The following is a 19,262-nucleotide window of genomic DNA, read 5'->3' as shown; positions in this document are numbered from 1 at the left end:
GGAGACAACAACGTGAATATCACCGTCAACGACACCGTATCGATGGGCGCAGCACCGGGCGCGGGCGATAACCGGCCCGTGGCGCACCGCTCGTCGCAGATCAGCGCAGGGCCGCAGTATGTGGCCGACGTGCTCGGCCGCTTCGGCGCCCAGCCGGCGGACGACATCGGCGACGCGGCGCCGGTCGTCCTCGGCTACAACTGAGCCGCACGGCGACGGCCGGCGTGCGGCACGCGTGCCGGCGCCGCCGCAAGCGGTTAAGCTTGCGCGACCGCAACACGCACGATCGCCGCTTCGCCATGTCCGACTCAACTTCCGAATCGCTCGCGCAAACGTACGAGCGCCTCTGGTCCTGCCTCGAATCCGGCGTGAGCGCGCAGCGTTCGCCGTTCACGATGCTGCAGGCCGCGACGCTCGGTATCGACGGCGCGCCGAAGGTACGCACGATCGTGTTGCGTCAGGCGAGCCGTGCCGATCGTGTGCTGTCGTTTCATACTGATGTGCGCTCGGAGAAGGTCGCGGAGCTGCGGCGCGATCCGCGCATCGCGCTCGTCGCCAGCGATCTCGATGCGCTCGTGCAGATTCGCGCGGAGGGCGTTGCATCGATCTGCGACGACGAAGCGCAACGCCGCGCGATCTGGCAATCGAGCCGACCGCATACGCTGCTGCTGTATCGCGCACCGTTGCCGCCGGGTACGCCGGTCGAGTCGCCTGAAGCCGCGCATGTGTCGGCGAGCCCGCGCGCCAATCCCGACGACGACGGTTACGAGAACTTCTGCCTGCTTCACGTGAGTGTGACGCGCATCGACTGGCTCGAACTCGCGCGCGCCGGCCATCGCCGCGCGGTGTTCGACCTGCATGAAGGCGGCTACGAAGGCCGGTGGGTCGCGCCCTGAGCCGGACTGCTCACGCGCCGCTTTCGACGTGACGGGCCAATGCCGCGGCGAGGTACTGCTCCCCGTCATCGATCGACCCGACGATCGCGGGCGCAATGACTTCTCCCCAGAACGGCAGACGCCACTGCGGATCGGGATGATGCCCGAGGACGACGGCCCGATACAGGCCATCGGGCCGTTGCACAATCAGCGTGAGCAGATGCCGATCGGCGAGATGCGTTTCGGCAACGGGTTGCTCGCCGGGCATCACCACGCCCGTCCAGATGCCGCCGTATCTTTCTTCCCATCCCATCGGATCATCTCCTCGCGGCATATCGCCCGTTGCGGGGTTGGCCGCCGGCTGCCCGGGATCGCACACGGCGCCTAAGCGCTGCTTCCCGCGCCGCGGCTACCGGGCGAATCGGGCGGCCGCCCGTCCGACGCCGCCTGCGCGGTCATCCACTCGCGCATCACGACGATGGCGTCGTCATCACGCCGTTCGGCCGGATACACGAGATAGAACCCCATCGACAGCGGAAACGCGAAATCGAACGGCTTGCACAGCCGGCCGGCGGCGATGTCGCGCTCGACGAGCGGATCGGTGGCGAGCGCGATGCCCTGGCCGGCGACGGCCGCATCGATCGCGAGCGACGTCTGGTTGAAGCGCAGCCCCTTGTGCGGATCGAGGTCGACGGGCTCCGGCATCGCGGCGAGGAACTCTGGCCACAGGTCGTGCGCGTCGTGCAGCAGCACGTGGCTTGCAAGCGCGCGCGGCGACGCCGGCGCGGCCAGCAGCGCGGGGCTGCACACGGCACACACGTCGAGCGGGAACAGCGCGTGCGTGGCGAGATGCTTGCCGAACGGCGGCTTGCCGTAACGGATCGCGAGATCGACGCCGTCGTGGCGGAACGTCGCGATCTGCGGGTCGGCGATCACGCGCACGTCGTAGTCGGGATGTGCGTCGGTGAAGTGCGCGAGCCGCGGGATCAGCCACTTCGACGCGAACGACGGCGTCGTGCTGATGGTCAGCGCGGCGCGCCGCTTCACGAGCTTGTCGGTCGCGTCGGCGATCGCGTGCAGCGCGCGCTGGACGTCGGAGAAATACGCGGCGCCGTCGTGCGTCAGCGCGAGGCCGCGCGGCAGGCGTTCGAACAGCTTCAGGCCGAGCACGTCCTCGAGGTGGCGCACCTGCTGCGCGACGGCGCCCTGCGTGACGCCGATCTCGTCGGCGGCGGCGCGGAAATTGAGGTGCCGCGCGGACACTTCGAACGCGCGGAGCGCATTCAGCGGCGGCAGGCGGGAGGGGCGAGGCGGCATCGTCAGGCTGTAGAAAAACTATCGACTGGAGGCAGAAATACTGGTTCGACAGTGGGTATCGATGCGCCTACATTACCACCATGGCGCACCGAACGGCGGTTGCGCGGCGGCAGGATTCGAATGAGGAGCAGATCGTGACTGTAGAAAAAGTGGCGTTGATCACGGCGGCGGGCAAGGGCATGGGCGCGGCGATCGCGCGCGAACTGGCGGCGACGGGCTATCGCGTCGCGCTGATGTCGCCGTCGGGCAGCGCGGTGGCGCTCGGCGAGGAACTGGGCGGGTTCGGCATCCAGGGTTCGGTGACGGAAGAAGCCGACATCGACCGGCTCGTGCAGGAAACGCTCGCGCGCTACGGCCGCATCGATGCGGTCGTGAACAACACCGGGCATCCGCCGAAGGGCGAGCTGCTGGCGATCACCGACGACAACTGGCATGCCGGGCTCGACCTGATCCTGCTGAACGTGGTGCGTGTGATGCGCCGTGTGACGCCGATCTTCCAGAAGCAGGGCGGCGGCGCGGCGGTCAACATCTCGAGCTTCGCGGCGGACGCGCCCGAGCAGCCGATGCCCGTTTCGTCGGCACTGCGCGCGGCGCTGAGCGCATGGACGCGTCTTTACGCGGAACGTTACGCGGCCGAGCACATCCGGATGAACGCGGTGCTGCCGGGCTTCATCGACAGCTGGCCGGAAACGCCGGAGATCGTCGCACGCATCCCGGCCGGCCGTTTCGGCAAGACCGGCGAGATCGCGAAGACGGTCGCGTTCCTGCTGTCCGACGGCGCGGGCTACATCACCGGGCAGAACATTCGCGTCGACGGCGCGATCGTCAAGGCGCTGTAAGCGTCGCGCGGGCGAGCGGCCGCAGCGGCCGTGCCGCTCGCCGCGCCGCCGCTACAAACGCGTACAAACCAGACAAATCCGGGATACATCAGACCTTTCAAATGGGCGACGCCGCGTGAGCCGGGCGCGCCGGATTGAAAGCGAAGGCGCGGCCCCGCGCGCGGCATGTTCACTTTCCACTTCACGAAAGGAGATGCCGAACGATGTCTTCCACACCGTTTTCCCCGATGCGTCGCCACCTGCTTGCCACGTCCGTGGCCGCAGGGGTCTCGGCGATGCTGCCCACGGCGCTGCATGCCGCGACCGGCGCGAGCGGCATACGCCCGTTCACCGCGCACATTCCCGACGAAGCCGTCGCCGACCTGCGCCGCCGCATCGCGGCAACACGCTGGCCGGGCCGCGAGACCGTCGCCGACGAATCGCAGGGTGTGCGGCTGGCGCGCATGCAGGCGCTGCTGCGCTACTGGGGCACCGATTACGACTGGCGCAAGGGCGAGGCGCGCCTGAACGGTTTCCCGATGTTCATCACGGAAATCGACGGGCTCGACATTCATTTCATCCACGTGCGCTCGCGGCACGAGAACGCGATGCCGATGATCATGACGCACGGCTGGCCGGGTTCGATCTTCGAGCTGCTGAAGGCGATCGGCCCGCTGACCGACCCGACCGCGCACGGCGCGAGCGCCGACGATGCGTTCCATGTCGTCGTGCCGTCGTTGCCGGGCTTCGGCTTCTCGGGCCGGCCGACGCAGACCGGCTGGGGTTCCGACCACATCGCGCGCGCGTGGGGCGAGCTGATGGCGCGGCTCGGTTATACGCGCTTCGTGTCGCAGGGCGGCGACTGCGGCTCGGTGATCTCGCACCGGATGGCGATGCAGCGCGTGCAGGGCCTGGCCGGGATTCACGTGAACATGCCGGCGACGGTGCCGCCGGATATCGCGACGCTGCTCGCGACCGATGCACCCGCGCCGGCGTCGCTGTCGCCGAAGGAGAAGGCCGCGTACGAGAAGCTCGCGACGTTCTATCGCGACAACTGCGGTTACTCGGCAATGATGGTCACGCGCCCGCAGACGGTCGGCTATGCACTCGCCGATTCGCCGTCCGGGCAGGCAGCGTGGATGTACGACAAGATTTCGCAGTGGACTTATAGCGGCGGCGTGCCCGAGCGTTCGATCCCGCGCGACGAGATTCTCGACGACATCTCGCTGTACTGGCTGACCAACACCGCGACGTCCGCCGCGCAGATCTACTGGGAGGATCACTCGAACAACTTCAATGCGGTGGATATCGCGTTGCCGGCCGCGATCACGGTGTTTCCGGGCGAGATCTACCAGGCGCCGCGCAGCTGGGCCGAGCGCAGCTATCACAACCTGATCTACTTCAACGAAGTCGACAAGGGCGGGCATTTCGCGGCATGGGAGGAGCCGGAGTTGTTCGCGCGTGAAGTGCGTGCCGGGTTCCGGCCGTTGCGGCGCGTGTAAGCGAGGGAGGATGGGCGAACGCGGGCCGGTGCGGATGCGGCCGGCGTTTGCTTCCGTCGTGCACGTTCCGGAATTCACCGTAGCGTCGTTATGGCTGCCGGCGTTACCCGTCAAAGCGGCCGTTTTACAGCAGAAACGGCACGGCGCTTCCGTTCACGATTGAATGACATATCGATGAACCAGCCCCCTTCTGGAAGAAACATTCCATCGTAATTATTTGATTAAAAAGCGATTTTGATAAAAATCAAAATATATCGCGTGAATTGCCTGATGTATTGAAACCCTCAATACAATGATTCGCGACTGCACCTGAGTGCGGACGGATCATCCTGTTTATTGGCACGCGGCAAAAAGCCGAATCGGCTTTTTCACGGTTTCGCCCGGTGAAAAAATACGACCCGAGGTTTCGCGATGACGAATAACGACGTGCGCGAGTCACGCATGGCTTGCGATGGCATGCGCCCGCTTGAAGGTCGAAGAGGCATCGTCGTCGGCCTGGCGAACGAGCAGAGCATCGCGTGGGGATGTGCGCGCGCCTTTCATGCGGCGGGTGCCGAGCTGGCGGTGACCTGGCAATCCGACCGGGCGTTGCCGTACATCGAGCCGCTGCTCGACCAGCTGAAGCCGGCGATTGCGATGCCGCTCGACGTGAGCCGGGCCGACCAGATGCGCGAGGTGTTCGACACGATCGGCGAACAGTGGGGCGGCCTCGATTTTCTGTTGCATGCCGTTGCCTATGCACCCAGGGCCGATCTGCACGGGCGGGTCGTCGACAGTTCGCCGGAAGGGTTCGCCCTCGCGATGGATACCTCCTGCCACTCGTTCATCAGGATGGCGAAACTGGCCGAGCCGTTCATGACGTCCGGTGGAAGCCTGATGGCGATGACCTATATCGGTGCCGACCAGGTCATCGCGGAGTACGGCGTGATGGGCCCGGTCAAGGCGGCGCTGGAGGCCACCGTCCGATACCTCGCTGTCGAGCTGGGGCCGGCCGGCATTCGCGTGCATGCGGTGTCGCCCGGCGCACTGGCCACGCGGGCGGCCTCCGGGCTGCCTAACTTCGATCACCTGCTTGACGACACCGCCCGCCGTGCGCCATTGCGCCGTCCGCTCGACATCGACGACGTCGGTGCGCTGTGCACCTTTCTCGCCAGCGATGCCGCACGCGCGATGACCGGCGGTATTCACTACATCGACGCGGGGATGCACGTGCTCGGCTGACGCGAGGCGGCCGCTCCCGGAATGCGTCGAGATTCACCTTGCCCCTCTGGAGAACAGTGTTATGGATGCTGCCACGCAACTGGCGCGCAGTCATGAGATCGCCACGGAGATTGTCCACGTCCTGCAAAAGCGCACGCAGCACGCGCTGGAACAGTACGGGAAACGGTTGGGCGAAGCACTCGACGGCAGCGACGGCCCCGGCCAGGAGCCGGGCGCCGCCCCGTTTGCCATGCCGTTCTCGCCGCTGGGCACGTGGCATTACGCGGTCGACGCTGCACAGCGCGCGCTGCTGTTCTGGGACACGCTGCGCGAGCGCGGCACGCAATATGTCGAGCGCATGGCCGAGGGGCTCAAGCCGGTGCTGCATTTCGACTACGACGTCGTGCTCGACGGCCGGCAGTTCGCACGGCCCGTCAATTACGCGCTCGTTCACATCCAGCCGCCGGATGGCGTGATCGTCGACGCCGGCAAGCGGCCCTACCTGATCATCGATCCGCGTGCCGGGCACGGCCCCGGTATCGGCGGCTTCAAGGACGATTCGCAAGTCGGCGTGGCGTTGCGCGCGGGGCATCCCGTGTATTTCGTCGTGTTCTTCCAGGAGCCCGAGCCCGGCCAGACGTTGCTCGACGTGTGCGCCGCGGAACAGGCGTTCGTGCGGAAAGTGCGGGAGCTGCATCCGGACAGCCTCAAGCCGGCCATCGTCGGCAACTGCCAGGGCGGCTGGGCCGCGATGATGCTCGCGAGTTCGTCGGCGGACGATACGGGCCCGATCGTCATCAACGGCGCCCCGATGTCGTACTGGAGCGGCGCGTGGAGCGACGGGCCCGGCGACAATCCGATGCGTTATGCCGGCGGCATACTCGGCGGCACGTGGCTCGCGTCGTTCGCGTCGGACCTGGGCAACGGCAAGTTCGACGGCGCCTATCTCGTGCAGAACTTCGAGAACCTGAATCCGGCGAACACGTTGTGGGACAAGTATTACCACGTGTACGACCACATCGACACCGAGCCGCCGCGCTTCCTCGAGTTCGAGCGCTGGTGGGGCGGCTACTACCTGATGAACCGCGACGAGATCGAATGGATCACGCGCAACCTGTTCATCGGCAACAAGCTCTGGTCCGGCGAAGTGAAAGACGGATCGGGCAAGGCGTTCGACCTGCGCGAGATCCGCTCGCCGATCATCCTGTTCGCGTCGATGGGCGACAACATCACGCCGCCGCAGCAGGCGTTCAACTGGGTCACGGACATCTACGGCAGCACGGAGGAGATCAAGTCGCGCGGGCAGGTCATCATCGGGTTGGTGGAAGAGGACGTGGGGCATCTCGGCATCTTCGTGTCCGGCAAGGTCGCGAAGAAGGAGCACGCGCAGATCGTCAGCGTGCTGGATGCCGTCGAAACGCTGCCGCCCGGCCTCTATGCGATGTCGATCGAGGAGGTAAAGGGCGCCGACGGGAAGGTCACGTACGACGTCACCTTCGCCGAGCACCGTCTGGAAGAGATCGCGCAATACTTCAACCGCTTCGGGCGCAAGGACGAGCAAGCGTTCGAGGCCGTCGCCGCGCTGTCCGAATTCACGCAGCGCGCGTATGAACTGTTCATGCAGCCATACGTGCAGCAGGCATCGAACGAGACCACGGCGCACCTGTTGCGCGACTTTCATCCGCTGCGCTTCCAGCGCTGGGCGTTTTCGGACCTGAATCCCTGGCTTCGCTGGCTGAAGCCAGCCGCCGACATGGTCAGGGCCCACCGCCAGCCGGCCGACGATATCGAGCCGTGGCGCAAGCTCGAACGGCGTGGCTCGGATATCGTCAGCGCGTCGCTCGATTGTTTCCGCGCGATGCGCGATGCAAGCATCGAGTCGCTGTTCTTCTCGCTGTACACCCAGCCGGCCATGCTTCATTTCGGGGAGCAGTATCGCGACCGTCACGCGGCTGCGCCGGCGGCGGCGGACCCTCGCGACCTGCCGTTCGTGAAGGCGGCGCTCGCGTCGATCGAGCGTGGCGGCTACACCGAAGCGGTTGCGCGCGCGGCGTTTCTGCTCGAGCGCAGCGGCGAACCGTTTCCGCTGGCGCAGCTTGCGACCGAGCGCGAGCTTGCCGAAACCTACGCCGAATACCTGCCGAACCTGCCGCCCGACCAGTGGCGGCGCATCTATGGCGAGCAGGAGATCATCGCGACTTACGCGCCCCAACAGGCCGTCGCCGCGCTGCCGGTGCTGCTTGCCCGGCCGGAGGACCGCCAGCGGCTGCTGACGCTGCTGGACAAGCTGCTGGGCGACGCGCGCGTGCAAAGCGCGTCGGTGAGCGAGCAACAGTGGGCGGCGCTGCAACGCATTCGCGCGGTACTGGGCGCGCCGCCTGCCACGCTACCGGCCAGGGGGCCGCTGGCGACACTCGAACGCGTGCAGTGACGGACAGCGAGGAACCGCAATGGAAACCCGACACGAGAAATATCGCCGCCTCATCGAACACTGCCAGGCGCTCGCGCCGATGCCGACGGCCGTCGCGCATCCGTGCGATCGAAGCTCGCTCGAGGGCGCGCTGGAGGCGGCGCGCAAGGGGCTGATCGAGCCGATCCTGGTCGGCCCGCGTGCGCGTATCGAAGCGACCGCCGCGGAGTTGCAGCTACCGATCGGCGACTACGAGATCGTCGATGCGCCGTACAGCGAGGCGTCGGCAGCGGCGGCGGTGCGGCTCGTACGCGACGGCCGCGCGTCCGCGCTGATGAAGGGCAGCCTTCACACCGACGAACTCATGGCCGAAGTGGTGCGGCACGATTCCGGGTTGCGCACGGGCCGGCGCATCAGCCATTGCTTCGTGATGGACGTGCCCGCGCACGCCGATCCGCTGATCGTGACCGACGCGGCAATCAATATCGCGCCGACGCTCGAGGAAAAGGTCGACATCCTGCAGAACGCGATCGATCTCGCGCATGCGCTGGATTTTCCGCAGGTCCGTGTGGCGATCCTCTCGGCCATGGAGACGGTCAACCCGAAAGTGCCGTCGACGCTCGAAGCCGCCGCGCTGTGCAAGATGGTGGATCGGCGGCAGATCACCGGCGCGCTCGTCGACGGCCCGTTGGCGCTCGACAACGCGATCGATCCCGAAGCCGCGCGCATCAAGCAGATCGATTCGCCGGTGGCCGGGCACGCGAACGTGCTGATGGTGCCGAACCTGGAAGCGGGCAACATGCTCGCCAAGAGCCTGTCGTTCCTGGCCGGCGCGGATGCGGCGGGCATCGTGCTCGGCGCGCGCGTGCCGGTCATCCTGACGAGTCGTGCCGATTCGTTGATTACCCGGCTGGCTTCCTGTGCGGTCGCGATGCTCGTCGCGAACGTGCAGCGCGAAGCGGCCCGGCGCGCGGGGTGACGCCATGGCAGACGTGATTCTGGTGTTGAATGCCGGCTCGTCGAGCATCAAGTTTTCCGCATTCGACGTGCACGGCGACACGCTCGGCCTGATCGTGCATGGCCAGGTCGAGGGCCTGTACACGGCCACGGCGCACTTCAGTGCCGTCGACCGCCACGCGGAGCGTCACGAACGGCAATGGGCCGGCGGCGATACGTTCGGCCATCAGGAAGGGCTCGAGCAGATCGCCGCGTTCCTGGGCGCGCATCAGGAAGGGCACCGTCTCGCGGCGGTGGGCCATCGCGTCGTGCACGGCGGGCAACGCTTCAGCGGCCCGGTGCGCGTCACGCCCGAGATCGTGGCCGAGCTGGAAAAACTCACCCCGCTCGCGCCGTTGCATCAGCCGCACAACCTGACGCCGATTCGTATCCTCGAAACGATGCAGCCCGGCGTCGAGCAGGTGGCCTGCTTCGACACGGCGTTCCACTGCACGCAGCCCGCGGTGACCCAGGCGTTCGCGCTGCCCGCGTCGATCACCAGCCGGGGCGTGCGCCGGTACGGTTTTCACGGGCTCTCGTACGAGTACATCGCGAGCGTGCTGCCCGACGTCGCGCCGACGGCGGCGCGCGGGCGCACGGTCGTCGCCCATCTCGGCAACGGCGCGAGCATGTGCGCGCTCGTGGCAGGCAAGAGCGTCGCGAGCACGATGGGGTTCACGGCGCTCGACGGGCTGCCGATGGGCACGCGTTGTGGCAACCTCGATCCGGGCGTCGTGATCTTCCTGATGGAAGCACTCGGGATGGACGTGCGCGCCGTCGAGGATCTGCTCTATCGGCGTTCCGGGTTGCTCGGCGTGTCCGGTATGTCGAGCGACATGCGCACCCTGCTCGCGAGCGACGATCCGCACGCGCGCTTCGCCATCGAGCTGTACGTCTACCGCATCGCGCGCGAACTCGGTTCGCTTGCGGCCGCGATGGAGGGCATCGACGCCGTCGTGTTCACGGCGGGGATCGGCGAGCACGCGGCGGCGGTTCGCGAAGGGGTGTTGCGCCGTGCGGCGTGGCTCGGCGTCGAGATCGATGTCGACGCGAACGGCACGGGCGGGCCGCTGATCACGACGGCATCGAGCCGCGGATCGGCGTGGGTGATCCCGACCGACGAAGAGCTGATGATCGCGCGCCATACGCACCGGCTGATCGGGTGACGGGCGAACGAGCAAGGAATCCTCATGGCTGAACTACTGCTGGTCAATGTCGAAGAACACGCGCGCGACGACGAGGTCGGCGCGTTCCTGGCGCGGCATGGATTCCCGCTGTTCGATGCGATCGAGCGCGTGCCGGCCGGGATCGGCACCCCCATCGCACTGCTTCGGTTCGACACGCTGTCGTCGGTGGCGCTTTACACGCTGCGCGCCCGGATCGATCACATCTCGTGGCGGGGCCGCTCGATTCGCGCGCATATCCTGCCGGACCGGAAGGACTGAACGGCTTCGTGCAGCGGCGTGGTTCGAGCGGTGAATGCGGGCCGGCCGACATGCGGCCGGTGTTCATCGGCGGGGTGGGGCGGTCACCTTCAGATGATCCGGCACGTGCCGTGTACGTCCCTCAGCCACGTGAAAAGCGTCATCGCGGCATAGACACAAGGCAGCACGATCAAAAATCGACGCCAGGTGACCTTGAAACGCGGAAGCCGCCGGACGACCGCGGCGAGCGCGATGCAGGCAACCAGCCCGACCGGCAAGATGTTCCAGTTGTACCTGAAGGCGGCAAAAACGAAAGCCGCCGTGACAAACACGACCCAGACGACGGCATCGCCAAGCGTGTCGCAGTAGGCGGTGGCGTATCCGGAGAACCACGCGAGCAGGAGCGCCGCAAGCCCGAACGCGGTCAGGATGGTCGCGAGCCAGAGCGGCGGCCCGTTCATGCTCGCCTGTTGCACGGGAGCGTCTTGTTCGTCGGCATCGGTCAAATTGGTCACCTGCAATCGGGTGGGTTGTCACGGCAAGCGGCGTAGTATCGCCGCGTTTCGGCGCCGAAGCGAGAGGCGGAGCGTGGCCACGCCATCGCCGGGGCAGGCCGGCGCGTGGCACATGGCCCCCTGCGAACCCGCATTCCCGCCCGATTTTTGAATCGTCGTGTGTCGTGTTCGCCGACAGATACGTTGGGATACAAAGCCTCGCCAGGGCTCGGGTATAAAACCGGTGAAGCGATTCACACGGCGGCGCGATGCCATGCACCGCTGCCGAGAATGCGGATTCCCGAGTGCCCGCACGTGCCGCGGGTCACCTTCCTTAGCGATCGACACTGGAGAACGAGCCATGCCCGAAACCGTGAACACCCGCCGCCGCCTGATCCTGGGTACGACGCTGGCGAGCCTCAGCCTCGCCGACCTCGGCTTCAGCGCCCTGGCGCACGCGCAGTCGGCGCCCGATGCAGCGCCTGCGAAGCGCGCGGCCGGCGTCGCGTCGCTGGGCACGATCCACCAGATCGACGCGGGCGTGCTCAACGTCGGGTATGCGGATCTCGGGCCGAAGAACGGCCCGGTCGTGTTCCTGCTGCACGGCTGGCCGTACGACATCTACAGCTATGCGGAAGTCGCGCCGCTGCTCGTCGCGGCCGGCTATCGCGTGATCGTGCCTTACCTGCGCGGCTACGGGTCGACGACGTTCCGTTCGGCCGACACGGTGCGCAACGGCCAGCAGGCCGTGACGGCCGTCGACATCATTGCGCTGATGGATGTGCTGAAGATCGACCGCGCGGTGTTCGGCGGCTACGACTGGGGCGCGCGCACGGCCGACATCATCGCGGCGCTGTGGCCGCAGCGCGTGAAGGCGCTGGTGTCGGTGAGCGGCTACCTGATCGGCAGCCAGGAAGCGAACCGCAAGCCGCTGCCGCCGCAGGCCGAATTCCAGTGGTGGTATCAGTTCTACTTCACGACCGAGCGCGGCGCGCTGGGCTACGCGGCGAACCGCGACGCGTTCAACAAGCTGATCTGGCAGCTCGCATCGCCGAAATGGCAGTTCTCCGACGAAACCTACGCGCGCACGGCCGCGTCGTTCCAGAACCCCGATCACGTGGCCGTCGTGATCCACAACTATCGCTGGCGTCTCGGGCTCGCGAAGGGCGAGGCGCAATACGACGACCTCGAGCGGCGCCTTGCGGCCGGCCCTGCGATTACGGTGCCGACGATCACGATGGAAGGCGATGCGAACGGCGCGCCGCATCCGGAGCCGGCCGCGTACGCGAAGAAGTTCACCGGCAAGTACCAGCACCGCACGATCACCGGCGGCATCGGCCACAACCTGCCGCAGGAAGCGCCGCAGGCGTTCGCGGATGCCATCCTGCAAGTGGAGCACCTGTGATGCGGGCGGGCATGGAGGGCGTGCGTCGCGGCGTGCGCCGCGGGTTCGTCGCGGGCGTGCTGCTGGCCGGCGCGTGGTCGGCGAGCGGCCCGGCCGCGTTCGCGGAGCAGCCGAAGCCGGCTGCCGCCGCCGCGTCGCCGATTTACGGCGTGACGATCCCGCCCGGCTACCGGAAGTGGGAAATGGTCGCCCCGGCCGAAGAAGCCGCGCCGCTCGATGAACTGCGTGTCGTGCTCGGCAATCCCGTCGCGATCCGTGCGCTCGAACAGGCGACACTGCCGTTTCCGGACGGCACGATCCTGGTGAAACTCGCGTACAAGCGCAAGCAGTCCGACGAGTTCGCGCCGGCGACGGTGCCCGGACAGGCGACGACCGTGCAGGTGATGGTGAAGGACTCGCGCCGCTATGCGTCGACGGGCGGCTGGGGCTTCGGGCGGTTCATCAACGGCGTGCCGGCCGATATCGGCCAGCATCAGACGTGCTTTGCGTGCCATCAGGCGCGGGTGAAGAATCACGACTACGTGTTCACGCGGCTGGCGCCGTGACGTACCCGGTTCGATGCGTTCGACGGAAAGGCGTGCCGTGCGTGGCACGCCTTTTTTTCATGGTGGGTGTGCTTTCGTGGAGAACGTCAGCGGAGCGGGCCATGAACGATGCGGTAGCCCGGTTTGTATCGCACTGTATCTGCGGCCGTTCCTGAAAAACTGGCATGCAGAAAGCCCCGGTTCCGGAAACATGCCGGATACGTGGGCGGGTTCTACTGTCGACATGCAGGAAACGTTCGATGCCAGACGATCTGGATCGGATGCCGAATGATCGACCGACCTACTTCCTTCAAGGAGAACCCTCATGAAAGCCGCTCGCATCCTCGCCGTTGCCGTCCTCGCCGCCATCCCCGCCCTGTCGTTTGCCGACACCGGCCACGGCCTCACGCGTGCCGACGTGCGCGCCGAACTCGTCCGCCTGGAGCAGGCCGGCTACAACCCGGCGCGTAGCGAACCGCATTACCCGGAAGACGTCGCCGCCGCGCTGCAGGTCGCGCGTTCCGACCAGAACGGCCCGTCGAAGTCGCAAGACGACAACGTGGCCGACGCATCGACGCGTGCCGGCCATCGCGGCGCGGCGCAAGCGCATTCCGCGCCGAACGCATACGACGACCTGTACGCGCATTCGTGATCCGGAGCCGCGCCTGCCTCGTGCGCAGGCGCAGCCGCTACCGCGGCACGTTCAAACAACACAACAGAGCAAGGAGTAAAACGATGGCCGGTTTGATGAAACGCGTTCTGGTGTCCGCCGCCGTGATCGGCGGACTGTTCGGTGCGGTCGCGGTGCAGGCTGCGCCGAAAGACGACCTGAAGGGCACGAACGTCGTGCTCGTGCACGGCGCATTCGCCGACGGGTCGAGCTGGAACCGCGTGATTCCGCTGCTCGAGGCGCGCGGGCTGCACGTGGTGTCGGTGCAGAATCCGCTGAGCTCGCTCGCCGACGATGCAGCCGCGACGAAGCGCGCGATCGACGAGCAGAAGGGGCCGGTCGTGCTGGTCGGCCATTCGTGGGCCGGCGTCGTGATCAGCGACGCGGGCAACGACGACAAGGTGAAGTCGCTCGTGTACGTCGCCGCGTTCGCACCCGACAACGGCCAGTCGATCGCGGACGTCACGCAGGGGTTGCCGGCACCCGCATGGGCCGGCGAACTGCGCAAGGACGCGGGCGGCTTCGCCACGTTGTCGGACAAGGCGATCGCGCAGGATTTCGCGCCGGACCTGCCGCCCGCGCAGCAGCGCATCGTCGCGGCGACCCAGGGGCCGTGGTACGGCGGGTGCATTTCGGAGAAGGTCACGCAAGCCGCGTGGCATGCGAAGCCGTCGACGTTCGTCGTCGCGACGCAGGACAGGATGATCGATCCGACGCTGCAGGAAACGATGGCGAAGCGGATCGGCGCGACGGTCGCGCGCGTGAACGGCAGCCATGTGTCGATGCTGAGCCAGCCGAAGGCCGTGGCCGACGCGATCATCGCGGCAGCGGAACGCGCGAAGCAGGATGCGCAGTGAGTGAACGCGGCGCCGCGCTTTCGCAGGGAAGCGCGGTGGCGCGAGTGACGGAGATGTCTTTTCACGAGGAGGAGTCATGACGCAACTGTGGCAACTGCCGGCAACCGAACTCGCGAAACGCGTCCGGCATCGCGACGTGTCCGCGCGCGAAGTGGCGGACGCCGTGCTCGATCGTCTCGACGCGGTGAATCCGGCGATCAACGCGGTGATCGAACACAGGCCCGACGACGTGCGGCGTCAGGCCGACGAAGTCGATCGCGCGATCGCGCGCGGCGACGATCCGGGGCCGCTCTCGGGCGTGCCCGTCACCGTGAAGATCAACGTCGACCAGGCGGGTTTCGCGACGACGAACGGCACGCGCCTGCAGGAGAACCTGATCGCGCATGCCGACAGCCCGGTGGTCGGCAACCTCAGAAAAGCCGGCGCGATCCTGCTCGGCCGCACCAATTCGCCGACGTTCGCGCTGCGCTGGTTCACGTCGAATCTCGTGCACGGCCACACGCGCAATCCGCGCCATCCGTCGCTGACGCCGGGCGGATCGAGCGGCGGCGCGGCGGCGGCCGTGGCCGCGGGAATCGGCCCGCTTGCCGTCGGCACCGACATCGGCGGCTCGGTGCGTTACCCGGCCTACGCATGCGGCGTGCACGGAATCCGGCCGTCGCTCGGGCGCGTGCCGGCGTTCAACGCGTCGTCGCCCGAGCGGGCGATCGGTGCGCAGTTGATGTCGACGGCGGGCCCGATTGCACGCACGATCGACGATCTCGCGCTCGCGCTGCGGGCGTTCGCCGCGCCCGACCCACGCGACCCGTGGCACGTGGCGGTGCCGTTCGACGGGTGCGAGGTGCCGAAGCGCGCGGCACTGTGCGTGCGGCCGGGCGGCCTGCAGGTCGTGCCCGAAGGCGAGGCCGCGTTGCGCGATGCCGCGCGACGTCTGGTCGATGCGGGCTGGACCGTCGACGAGATCGACGACACGCCGCCGATGCGTGAGGCCGCACTGTTGCAGGAGCAGCTCTGGCTCGGCGACGGTTTCGATGCACTGGCGAACGCGGTTGCCGGCGACGGCGATCCGGGCGCGGCGGCGGTGGTCGAGGCCGTGCGCGGCAAGGTGCGCGACCTGCCGGCCGATGTGATCAGCCGCGCGCTCGTCCGGCGTACGACGCTGACGCGACAGTGGCGGCTGTTTCTCGATGAATATGCGGTCGTGTTGCTGCCGGTGTCGTCGGAGCTGCCGTTTCCGGACGATCTCGACCGGCAGGGGCAGGACGGGTTCGATCGCGTGTGGGAGGCGCAGCTCACGTTGCGCGCGCTGCCGGCGATGGGGCTGCCGGGGCTCGCCGTGACGACGTCGCTCGAGAATGGCGTGCCGGTCGGCGTGCAGGTGGTCGCCGCGCACCATCGCGAGGATCTGTGCCTGCTCGCCGGGCGCGACATCGAAGCGCGCGGCGTGCCGGTTGCGCCGGTCGACCCGGTACAGTGACCGGCAGACGCACAAGCGAATGCATCGGCGATGCCCGTCAGGCATCGTGCAGACGCATGCCGGCAGCCGGATTTCTTGCGACATCCATGCAGGCGCGCCAGCGCCTGCATTCCATTTCCGCTTCCATCCCAACGCGCCACCCGCCGCGTTGATCGTCTCCCGCGATTCCTTTCGAACACCTTCGATGCGCGACATCGAACGGCCACCATTGCGCCTGTCCTGCTCGCCCGCGAGCTGCGCCGATAGCGCGCGTCTGCTATTGCATTCCCCGCAACGCTGATTAGGAAATGAATTTTTATTGGTTCAGCTTCCCCGGCCGCCCTCGCATAGTGGCGCTGACGGCTATAGACAGCACGCAAGCTGCAACGGCCGAATTCCCGGTGTTTTTGTTCATACGAATCCGCGAAAACAAGGAAGTGTCATGACGGTTGAACTGGAAGAACGAACTGCCGCGCAGCAGGCGCTCGAAGACGCGCGCGCGGCCGCTGCGGCGGCCGGTACGCCCTATGCGGGCGGTGTCGCGCCGGAAGTCGCGTGGGCGCTGTTCTCGTCCGGCGATGCGCTGCTGGTGGACGTGCGCACCGCCGAGGAACGGAAATTCGTCGGCCACGTGCCGGAATCGCTGCACGTGCCGTGGGCGACCGGCACGAGCCTGACGCGCAACCCGCGCTTCGTGCGCGAACTGGAAGCGAAGACGGGCAAGGCGGCCGTCGTGCTGCTGTTGTGCCGTAGCGGCAACCGCTCGGCGCAGGCGGCCGAGGCCGCGACGAAGGGAGGCTTCACGCAGGTATTCAACGTGCTCGAAGGGTTCGAGGGCGACCTCGACGAACGGCAGCATCGCGGCGTCAGCAACGGCTGGCGCTTCCGCGGCCTGCCGTGGGCACAGGACTGATTCACGGCCGAGACAGGGAGAACGCAGCATGGCCGCATTCGACATCGACGACATCGTTCAATCGCTGCAGACCGTACGCCGTGCATGGCGCGAGAAGCAGCGGCGCTCGCTCGAACCGGGCGGGCGCGACCTGCCGGCGCGCGAAGCGCTCGCGCAGATCATCGGCGCGCTGAAGGGCGTGCTGTTCCCGATGCGGCTCGGGCCGCCCGAGCTGCGCCAGGAGAGCGAGAACTTCCACGTGGCCCACGCGCTCGACGCGGCGCTGAACGCGCTGCTCGCGCAGGTGAAGCTGGAATTGCGCTACGCGGCGCGGCAGCGCAATGCCGACGGGCCGGTCGATCATGTCGACGAAGTCGCGTCGACGGCCGTGCAGGCGTTCGCCGCGCGCCTGCCCGAGATCCGCCGGCTGCTCGACAGCGACGTGCTGGCCGCGTTCCACGGCGATCCGGCGGCCGGCAGCGTCGACGAGGTGCTGCTGTGCTATCCGGGCATCCTCGCGATGATCCACCACCGGCTCGCGCACGAGCTGTACGGGCTCGGCCTGCCGCTGCTCGCGCGGATCATCGCCGAACAGGCGCATGCGGAGACCGGCATCGACATTCATCCGGGCGCGCGCATCGGCGCGGGCTTCTTCATCGACCACGGCACCGGCGTCGTGATCGGCGAGACGGCGATCATCGGCGAGCGCGTGCGCGTGTACCAGGCCGTCACGCTCGGCGCGAAACGCTTTCCGCGCGACGCGGCCGGCCATCTCGAGAAAGGGCTCGCACGGCATCCGATCGTCGAGGACGACGTGGTGATCTACGCGGGCGCCACGATCCTCGGCCGCGTGACGATCGGGCGCGGCGCGGTGATCGGCGGCAACGTGTGGCTCACGCAGGACGTGCCGGCCGGCGAGAACATCACGCAGGCGGTGCTGCGCAGCGAAACGAACGCCACGCCGCGCGCGGCGGCGCGTGTCGCCTAGGAGGCGCGATGAGCGACCTCATCCATCACTTCGGCGCCAACGTGCGCAGGCTGCGCGAAGCGCGCACGTGGTCGCAGGAACAGCTGGCCGAGCATGCGGGGCTGAACCGTTCGTATGTCGGCGAGATCGAGCGCGGCGAGGCGATCGCGTCGATCGTCACGGCCGACAAGATCGCGCGCGCGTTCGACGTATCGATCTCGACGCTGCTGCCGGGCACGTTCGTCACCTGAGGCCGCCTCGTCACCTTTCCCTTTCGGTCGCACGCGACATGACGGCTATAGCATGTTGAGCCGGCAGGTGCGTGCTTCCGATAATCACCCAGCGTCATAAGCAATCCCGTTTTTCATCTTAAGAACCCGGAGCCACACATGTCGACCGTTGCAAGCGGCGCGGCTGCGCTGAGCGATCACGCCGCCCGCCAACTAGCGAACGCTACCAAGACCGTCCCCCAGCTTTCCACGATCACGCCGCGCTGGCTGACCCATCTGCTGCAATGGGTACCGGTCGAGGCCGGCATCTATCGCCTGAACCAGGTGAAGAACCCGGAAGCCGTGCGTGCCGCATGCACGCAGCTCGAGGACGAAAGCGTGCTGCCGCAGACCTTCGTGCCGTACGAGGAACAGCCGCGCGAGTATTTCCTCAACGCGGTGAGCACGGTGCTCGACGTGCATACGCGGATCTCCGATCTTTACAGCAGTCCTCATGACCAGATCAAGGAACAGCTGCGCCTGACGATCGAGACGATCAAGGAGCTGCAGGAAAGCCAGCTGATCAACAACCCCGACTACGGGCTGCTCGCGAACGTGACCGACGACCAGCGGATCTTCCCGCTGACGGGCGCGCCGACGCCGGACGACCTCGACGAGCTGCTGACCAAGGTGTGGAAGGAGCCCGCGTTCTTCCTCACGCACCCGCTCGCGATCGCCGCGTTCGGCCGCGAATGCACGCGGCGCGGCGTGCCGCCGCCGACGGTCAGCCTGTTCGGCTCGCAGTTCCTGACGTGGCGCGGCATTCCGCTGATCCCGTCGGACAAGGTGCCGGTCGCGGACGGCAAGACCAAGATCCTGCTGCTGCGCGTCGGCGACAAGCGCCAGGGCGTGGTCGGCCTCTATCAGCCGGGTGTCGCCGGCGAGCAGGGTCCGGGCCTGTCGGTGCGCTTCATGGGGATCAACAACCAGGCGATCGCGTCGTACCTGATCTCGCTGTATTGCTCGCTCGCGGTCCATTCGCCGGATGCGCTGGCTGTCCTCGATGACGTCGAAATCGCCAAGTTCCATGACTATCCCGACACCTACCGTTAATCCCGGCCTGGCCGGCGGCGACGCGCATGCGCTGCCGCACGCGCCGTTGCCGGCCGGCTTGCCCGATCCCGCGACGCTTGCGCGGCTCGCGTCCGAGTTCTTCTCGACGCCGCCCGGGCAGGCCACCGCGCCC

At 67.3% G+C, this 19,262-nt stretch carries 21 protein-coding genes; 18 read left to right on the top strand and 3 right to left on the bottom strand.

What is annotated here, in order from left to right:
• Positions 1-12: 12 nt before the first annotated feature.
• Positions 13-204, top strand: a complete 192-nt coding sequence (locus ABY44_RS37015) for a hypothetical protein (RefSeq protein ID WP_060085652.1) — start codon at positions 13-15, stop codon at positions 202-204.
• Positions 205-299: 95 nt separating this feature from the next.
• Entirely contained in the window at positions 300-896 is a 597-nt protein-coding gene (locus ABY44_RS37010; RefSeq protein WP_060171707.1) for a pyridoxamine 5'-phosphate oxidase family protein, read from the top strand.
• 10 nt (positions 897-906) lie between these two features.
• Here the strand turns inward: ABY44_RS37010 and ABY44_RS37005 are convergent, their stop codons facing one another.
• Together ABY44_RS37005 and gcvA are read right to left on the bottom strand one after the other, a co-directional pair.
• Complete coding sequence (locus ABY44_RS37005) at positions 907-1,254, bottom strand: hypothetical protein (RefSeq protein WP_155639451.1); 348 nt, start codon at positions 1,252-1,254, stop codon at positions 907-909.
• Between the two features lie 5 nt (positions 1,255-1,259).
• On the bottom strand, positions 1,260-2,192 hold the full coding sequence (gene gcvA, locus ABY44_RS37000) for a transcriptional regulator GcvA (RefSeq protein ID WP_060171475.1): 933 nt from the start codon (positions 2,190-2,192) through the stop codon (positions 1,260-1,262).
• Between the two features lie 134 nt (positions 2,193-2,326).
• Here gcvA and ABY44_RS36995 point away from each other — a divergent pair, with 134 nt between their 5' ends.
• The 7 genes from ABY44_RS36995 to ABY44_RS36965 all read left to right on the top strand — a co-directional run bounded on the left by ABY44_RS36995 (position 2,327) and on the right by ABY44_RS36965 (position 10,563).
• The gene (locus tag ABY44_RS36995; RefSeq protein ID WP_060171705.1) at positions 2,327-3,031 is read left to right on the top strand and encodes an SDR family oxidoreductase; all 705 of its coding nucleotides are present in this window, start codon (positions 2,327-2,329) and stop codon (positions 3,029-3,031) included.
• Between the two features lie 203 nt (positions 3,032-3,234).
• Positions 3,235-4,512: an epoxide hydrolase family protein gene (locus tag ABY44_RS36990; RefSeq protein WP_021156719.1), complete on the top strand. Its 1,278-nt coding sequence runs from the start codon at positions 3,235-3,237 to the stop codon at positions 4,510-4,512.
• A gap of 411 nt (positions 4,513-4,923) precedes the next feature.
• Positions 4,924-5,733 carry an enoyl-ACP reductase FabI gene (gene fabI, locus ABY44_RS36985; RefSeq protein ID WP_414143092.1) on the top strand — a complete coding sequence of 270 codons (810 nt, stop codon included), beginning with the start codon at positions 4,924-4,926 and terminating at the stop codon, positions 5,731-5,733.
• A gap of 61 nt (positions 5,734-5,794) precedes the next feature.
• A complete protein-coding gene (locus ABY44_RS36980; RefSeq protein ID WP_060171473.1) occupies positions 5,795-8,143 on the top strand; it encodes a DUF3141 domain-containing protein in 2,349 nt (782 codons plus the stop codon).
• 19 nt (positions 8,144-8,162) lie between these two features.
• Positions 8,163-9,101, top strand: coding sequence for a phosphate acetyltransferase (locus tag ABY44_RS36975; RefSeq protein WP_027790717.1), 939 nt, complete (start codon positions 8,163-8,165; stop codon positions 9,099-9,101).
• A gap of 4 nt (positions 9,102-9,105) precedes the next feature.
• Positions 9,106-10,284 carry an acetate/propionate family kinase gene (locus tag ABY44_RS36970; protein ID WP_060171471.1) on the top strand — a complete coding sequence of 393 codons (1,179 nt, stop codon included), beginning with the start codon at positions 9,106-9,108 and terminating at the stop codon, positions 10,282-10,284.
• 24 nt (positions 10,285-10,308) lie between these two features.
• Complete coding sequence (locus ABY44_RS36965) at positions 10,309-10,563, top strand: hypothetical protein (protein ID WP_060085645.1); 255 nt, start codon at positions 10,309-10,311, stop codon at positions 10,561-10,563.
• Between the two features lie 89 nt (positions 10,564-10,652).
• Here ABY44_RS36965 and ABY44_RS36960 read toward each other — a convergent pair whose 3' ends face one another.
• The gene (locus ABY44_RS36960; protein ID WP_060171469.1) at positions 10,653-11,057 is read right to left on the bottom strand and encodes a hypothetical protein; all 405 of its coding nucleotides are present in this window, start codon (positions 11,055-11,057) and stop codon (positions 10,653-10,655) included.
• A 340-nt stretch (positions 11,058-11,397) separates the two neighbouring features.
• Here ABY44_RS36960 and ABY44_RS36955 point away from each other — a divergent pair, with 340 nt between their 5' ends.
• The 9 genes from ABY44_RS36955 to ABY44_RS36915 all read left to right on the top strand — a co-directional run bounded on the left by ABY44_RS36955 (position 11,398) and on the right by ABY44_RS36915 (position 19,129).
• Positions 11,398-12,441: an alpha/beta fold hydrolase gene (locus tag ABY44_RS36955; protein WP_060171467.1), complete on the top strand. Its 1,044-nt coding sequence runs from the start codon at positions 11,398-11,400 to the stop codon at positions 12,439-12,441.
• Positions 12,441-12,986, top strand: coding sequence for a cytochrome P460 family protein (locus tag ABY44_RS36950; protein ID WP_059692878.1), 546 nt, complete (start codon positions 12,441-12,443; stop codon positions 12,984-12,986). The genes ABY44_RS36955 and ABY44_RS36950 overlap by 1 nt, the downstream gene beginning before the upstream one ends.
• A gap of 304 nt (positions 12,987-13,290) precedes the next feature.
• Positions 13,291-13,617, top strand: a complete 327-nt coding sequence (locus ABY44_RS36945; RefSeq protein WP_060171464.1) for a DUF4148 domain-containing protein — start codon at positions 13,291-13,293, stop codon at positions 13,615-13,617.
• 83 nt (positions 13,618-13,700) lie between these two features.
• On the top strand, positions 13,701-14,492 hold the full coding sequence (locus ABY44_RS36940; protein ID WP_060171462.1) for an alpha/beta fold hydrolase: 792 nt from the start codon (positions 13,701-13,703) through the stop codon (positions 14,490-14,492).
• Positions 14,493-14,568: 76 nt separating this feature from the next.
• Entirely contained in the window at positions 14,569-15,969 is a 1,401-nt protein-coding gene (locus ABY44_RS36935) for an amidase family protein (RefSeq protein WP_431643545.1), read from the top strand.
• Between the two features lie 421 nt (positions 15,970-16,390).
• Positions 16,391-16,861, top strand: coding sequence for a rhodanese-like domain-containing protein (locus ABY44_RS36930; RefSeq protein WP_059692885.1), 471 nt, complete (start codon positions 16,391-16,393; stop codon positions 16,859-16,861).
• 28 nt (positions 16,862-16,889) lie between these two features.
• Positions 16,890-17,828, top strand: a complete 939-nt coding sequence (gene epsC / locus ABY44_RS36925) for a serine O-acetyltransferase EpsC (RefSeq protein ID WP_027790728.1) — start codon at positions 16,890-16,892, stop codon at positions 17,826-17,828.
• A gap of 8 nt (positions 17,829-17,836) precedes the next feature.
• A complete protein-coding gene (locus ABY44_RS36920; RefSeq protein WP_021156738.1) occupies positions 17,837-18,058 on the top strand; it encodes a helix-turn-helix domain-containing protein in 222 nt (73 codons plus the stop codon).
• A gap of 138 nt (positions 18,059-18,196) precedes the next feature.
• The gene (locus tag ABY44_RS36915; RefSeq protein ID WP_027790729.1) at positions 18,197-19,129 is read left to right on the top strand and encodes a family 2A encapsulin nanocompartment shell protein; all 933 of its coding nucleotides are present in this window, start codon (positions 18,197-18,199) and stop codon (positions 19,127-19,129) included.
• Positions 19,130-19,262: the final 133 nt, after the last annotated feature.

It is taken from the genome of Burkholderia sp. ZZQ-2 (assembly GCF_050768715.1).
Classification (GTDB): Bacteria; Pseudomonadota; Gammaproteobacteria; order Burkholderiales; family Burkholderiaceae; genus Burkholderia; species Burkholderia cepacia.
Note: the sequence above shows the minus strand (reverse complement) of the source record. Positions and strands in the feature narration are given on the sequence as shown.

Excerpts from the sequence above, each read along its gene's own strand:
- ABY44_RS37010 (WP_060171707.1), top strand. The coding sequence starts at position 300 with ATGTCCGACTCAACTTCCGAATCGCTCGCGCAAACGTACGAGCGCCTC.
- gcvA (WP_060171475.1), bottom strand. The coding sequence starts at position 2,192 with ATGCCGCCTCGCCCCTCCCGCCTGCCGCCGCTGAATGCGCTCCGCGCG.
- ABY44_RS36990 (WP_021156719.1), top strand. The coding sequence starts at position 3,235 with ATGTCTTCCACACCGTTTTCCCCGATGCGTCGCCACCTGCTTGCCACG.
- fabI (WP_414143092.1), top strand. The coding sequence starts at position 4,924 with ATGACGAATAACGACGTGCGCGAGTCACGCATGGCTTGCGATGGCATG.
- ABY44_RS36980 (WP_060171473.1), top strand. The coding sequence starts at position 5,795 with ATGGATGCTGCCACGCAACTGGCGCGCAGTCATGAGATCGCCACGGAG.
- ABY44_RS36975 (WP_027790717.1), top strand. The coding sequence starts at position 8,163 with ATGGAAACCCGACACGAGAAATATCGCCGCCTCATCGAACACTGCCAG.
- ABY44_RS36970 (WP_060171471.1), top strand. The coding sequence starts at position 9,106 with ATGGCAGACGTGATTCTGGTGTTGAATGCCGGCTCGTCGAGCATCAAG.
- ABY44_RS36965 (WP_060085645.1), top strand. The coding sequence starts at position 10,309 with ATGGCTGAACTACTGCTGGTCAATGTCGAAGAACACGCGCGCGACGAC.
- ABY44_RS36955 (WP_060171467.1), top strand. The coding sequence starts at position 11,398 with ATGCCCGAAACCGTGAACACCCGCCGCCGCCTGATCCTGGGTACGACG.
- ABY44_RS36950 (WP_059692878.1), top strand. The coding sequence starts at position 12,441 with ATGCGGGCGGGCATGGAGGGCGTGCGTCGCGGCGTGCGCCGCGGGTTC.
- ABY44_RS36945 (WP_060171464.1), top strand. The coding sequence starts at position 13,291 with ATGAAAGCCGCTCGCATCCTCGCCGTTGCCGTCCTCGCCGCCATCCCC.
- ABY44_RS36940 (WP_060171462.1), top strand. The coding sequence starts at position 13,701 with ATGGCCGGTTTGATGAAACGCGTTCTGGTGTCCGCCGCCGTGATCGGC.
- ABY44_RS36935 (WP_431643545.1), top strand. The coding sequence starts at position 14,569 with ATGACGCAACTGTGGCAACTGCCGGCAACCGAACTCGCGAAACGCGTC.
- ABY44_RS36930 (WP_059692885.1), top strand. The coding sequence starts at position 16,391 with ATGACGGTTGAACTGGAAGAACGAACTGCCGCGCAGCAGGCGCTCGAA.
- epsC (WP_027790728.1), top strand. The coding sequence starts at position 16,890 with ATGGCCGCATTCGACATCGACGACATCGTTCAATCGCTGCAGACCGTA.
- ABY44_RS36920 (WP_021156738.1), top strand. The coding sequence starts at position 17,837 with ATGAGCGACCTCATCCATCACTTCGGCGCCAACGTGCGCAGGCTGCGC.
- ABY44_RS36915 (WP_027790729.1), top strand. The coding sequence starts at position 18,197 with ATGTCGACCGTTGCAAGCGGCGCGGCTGCGCTGAGCGATCACGCCGCC.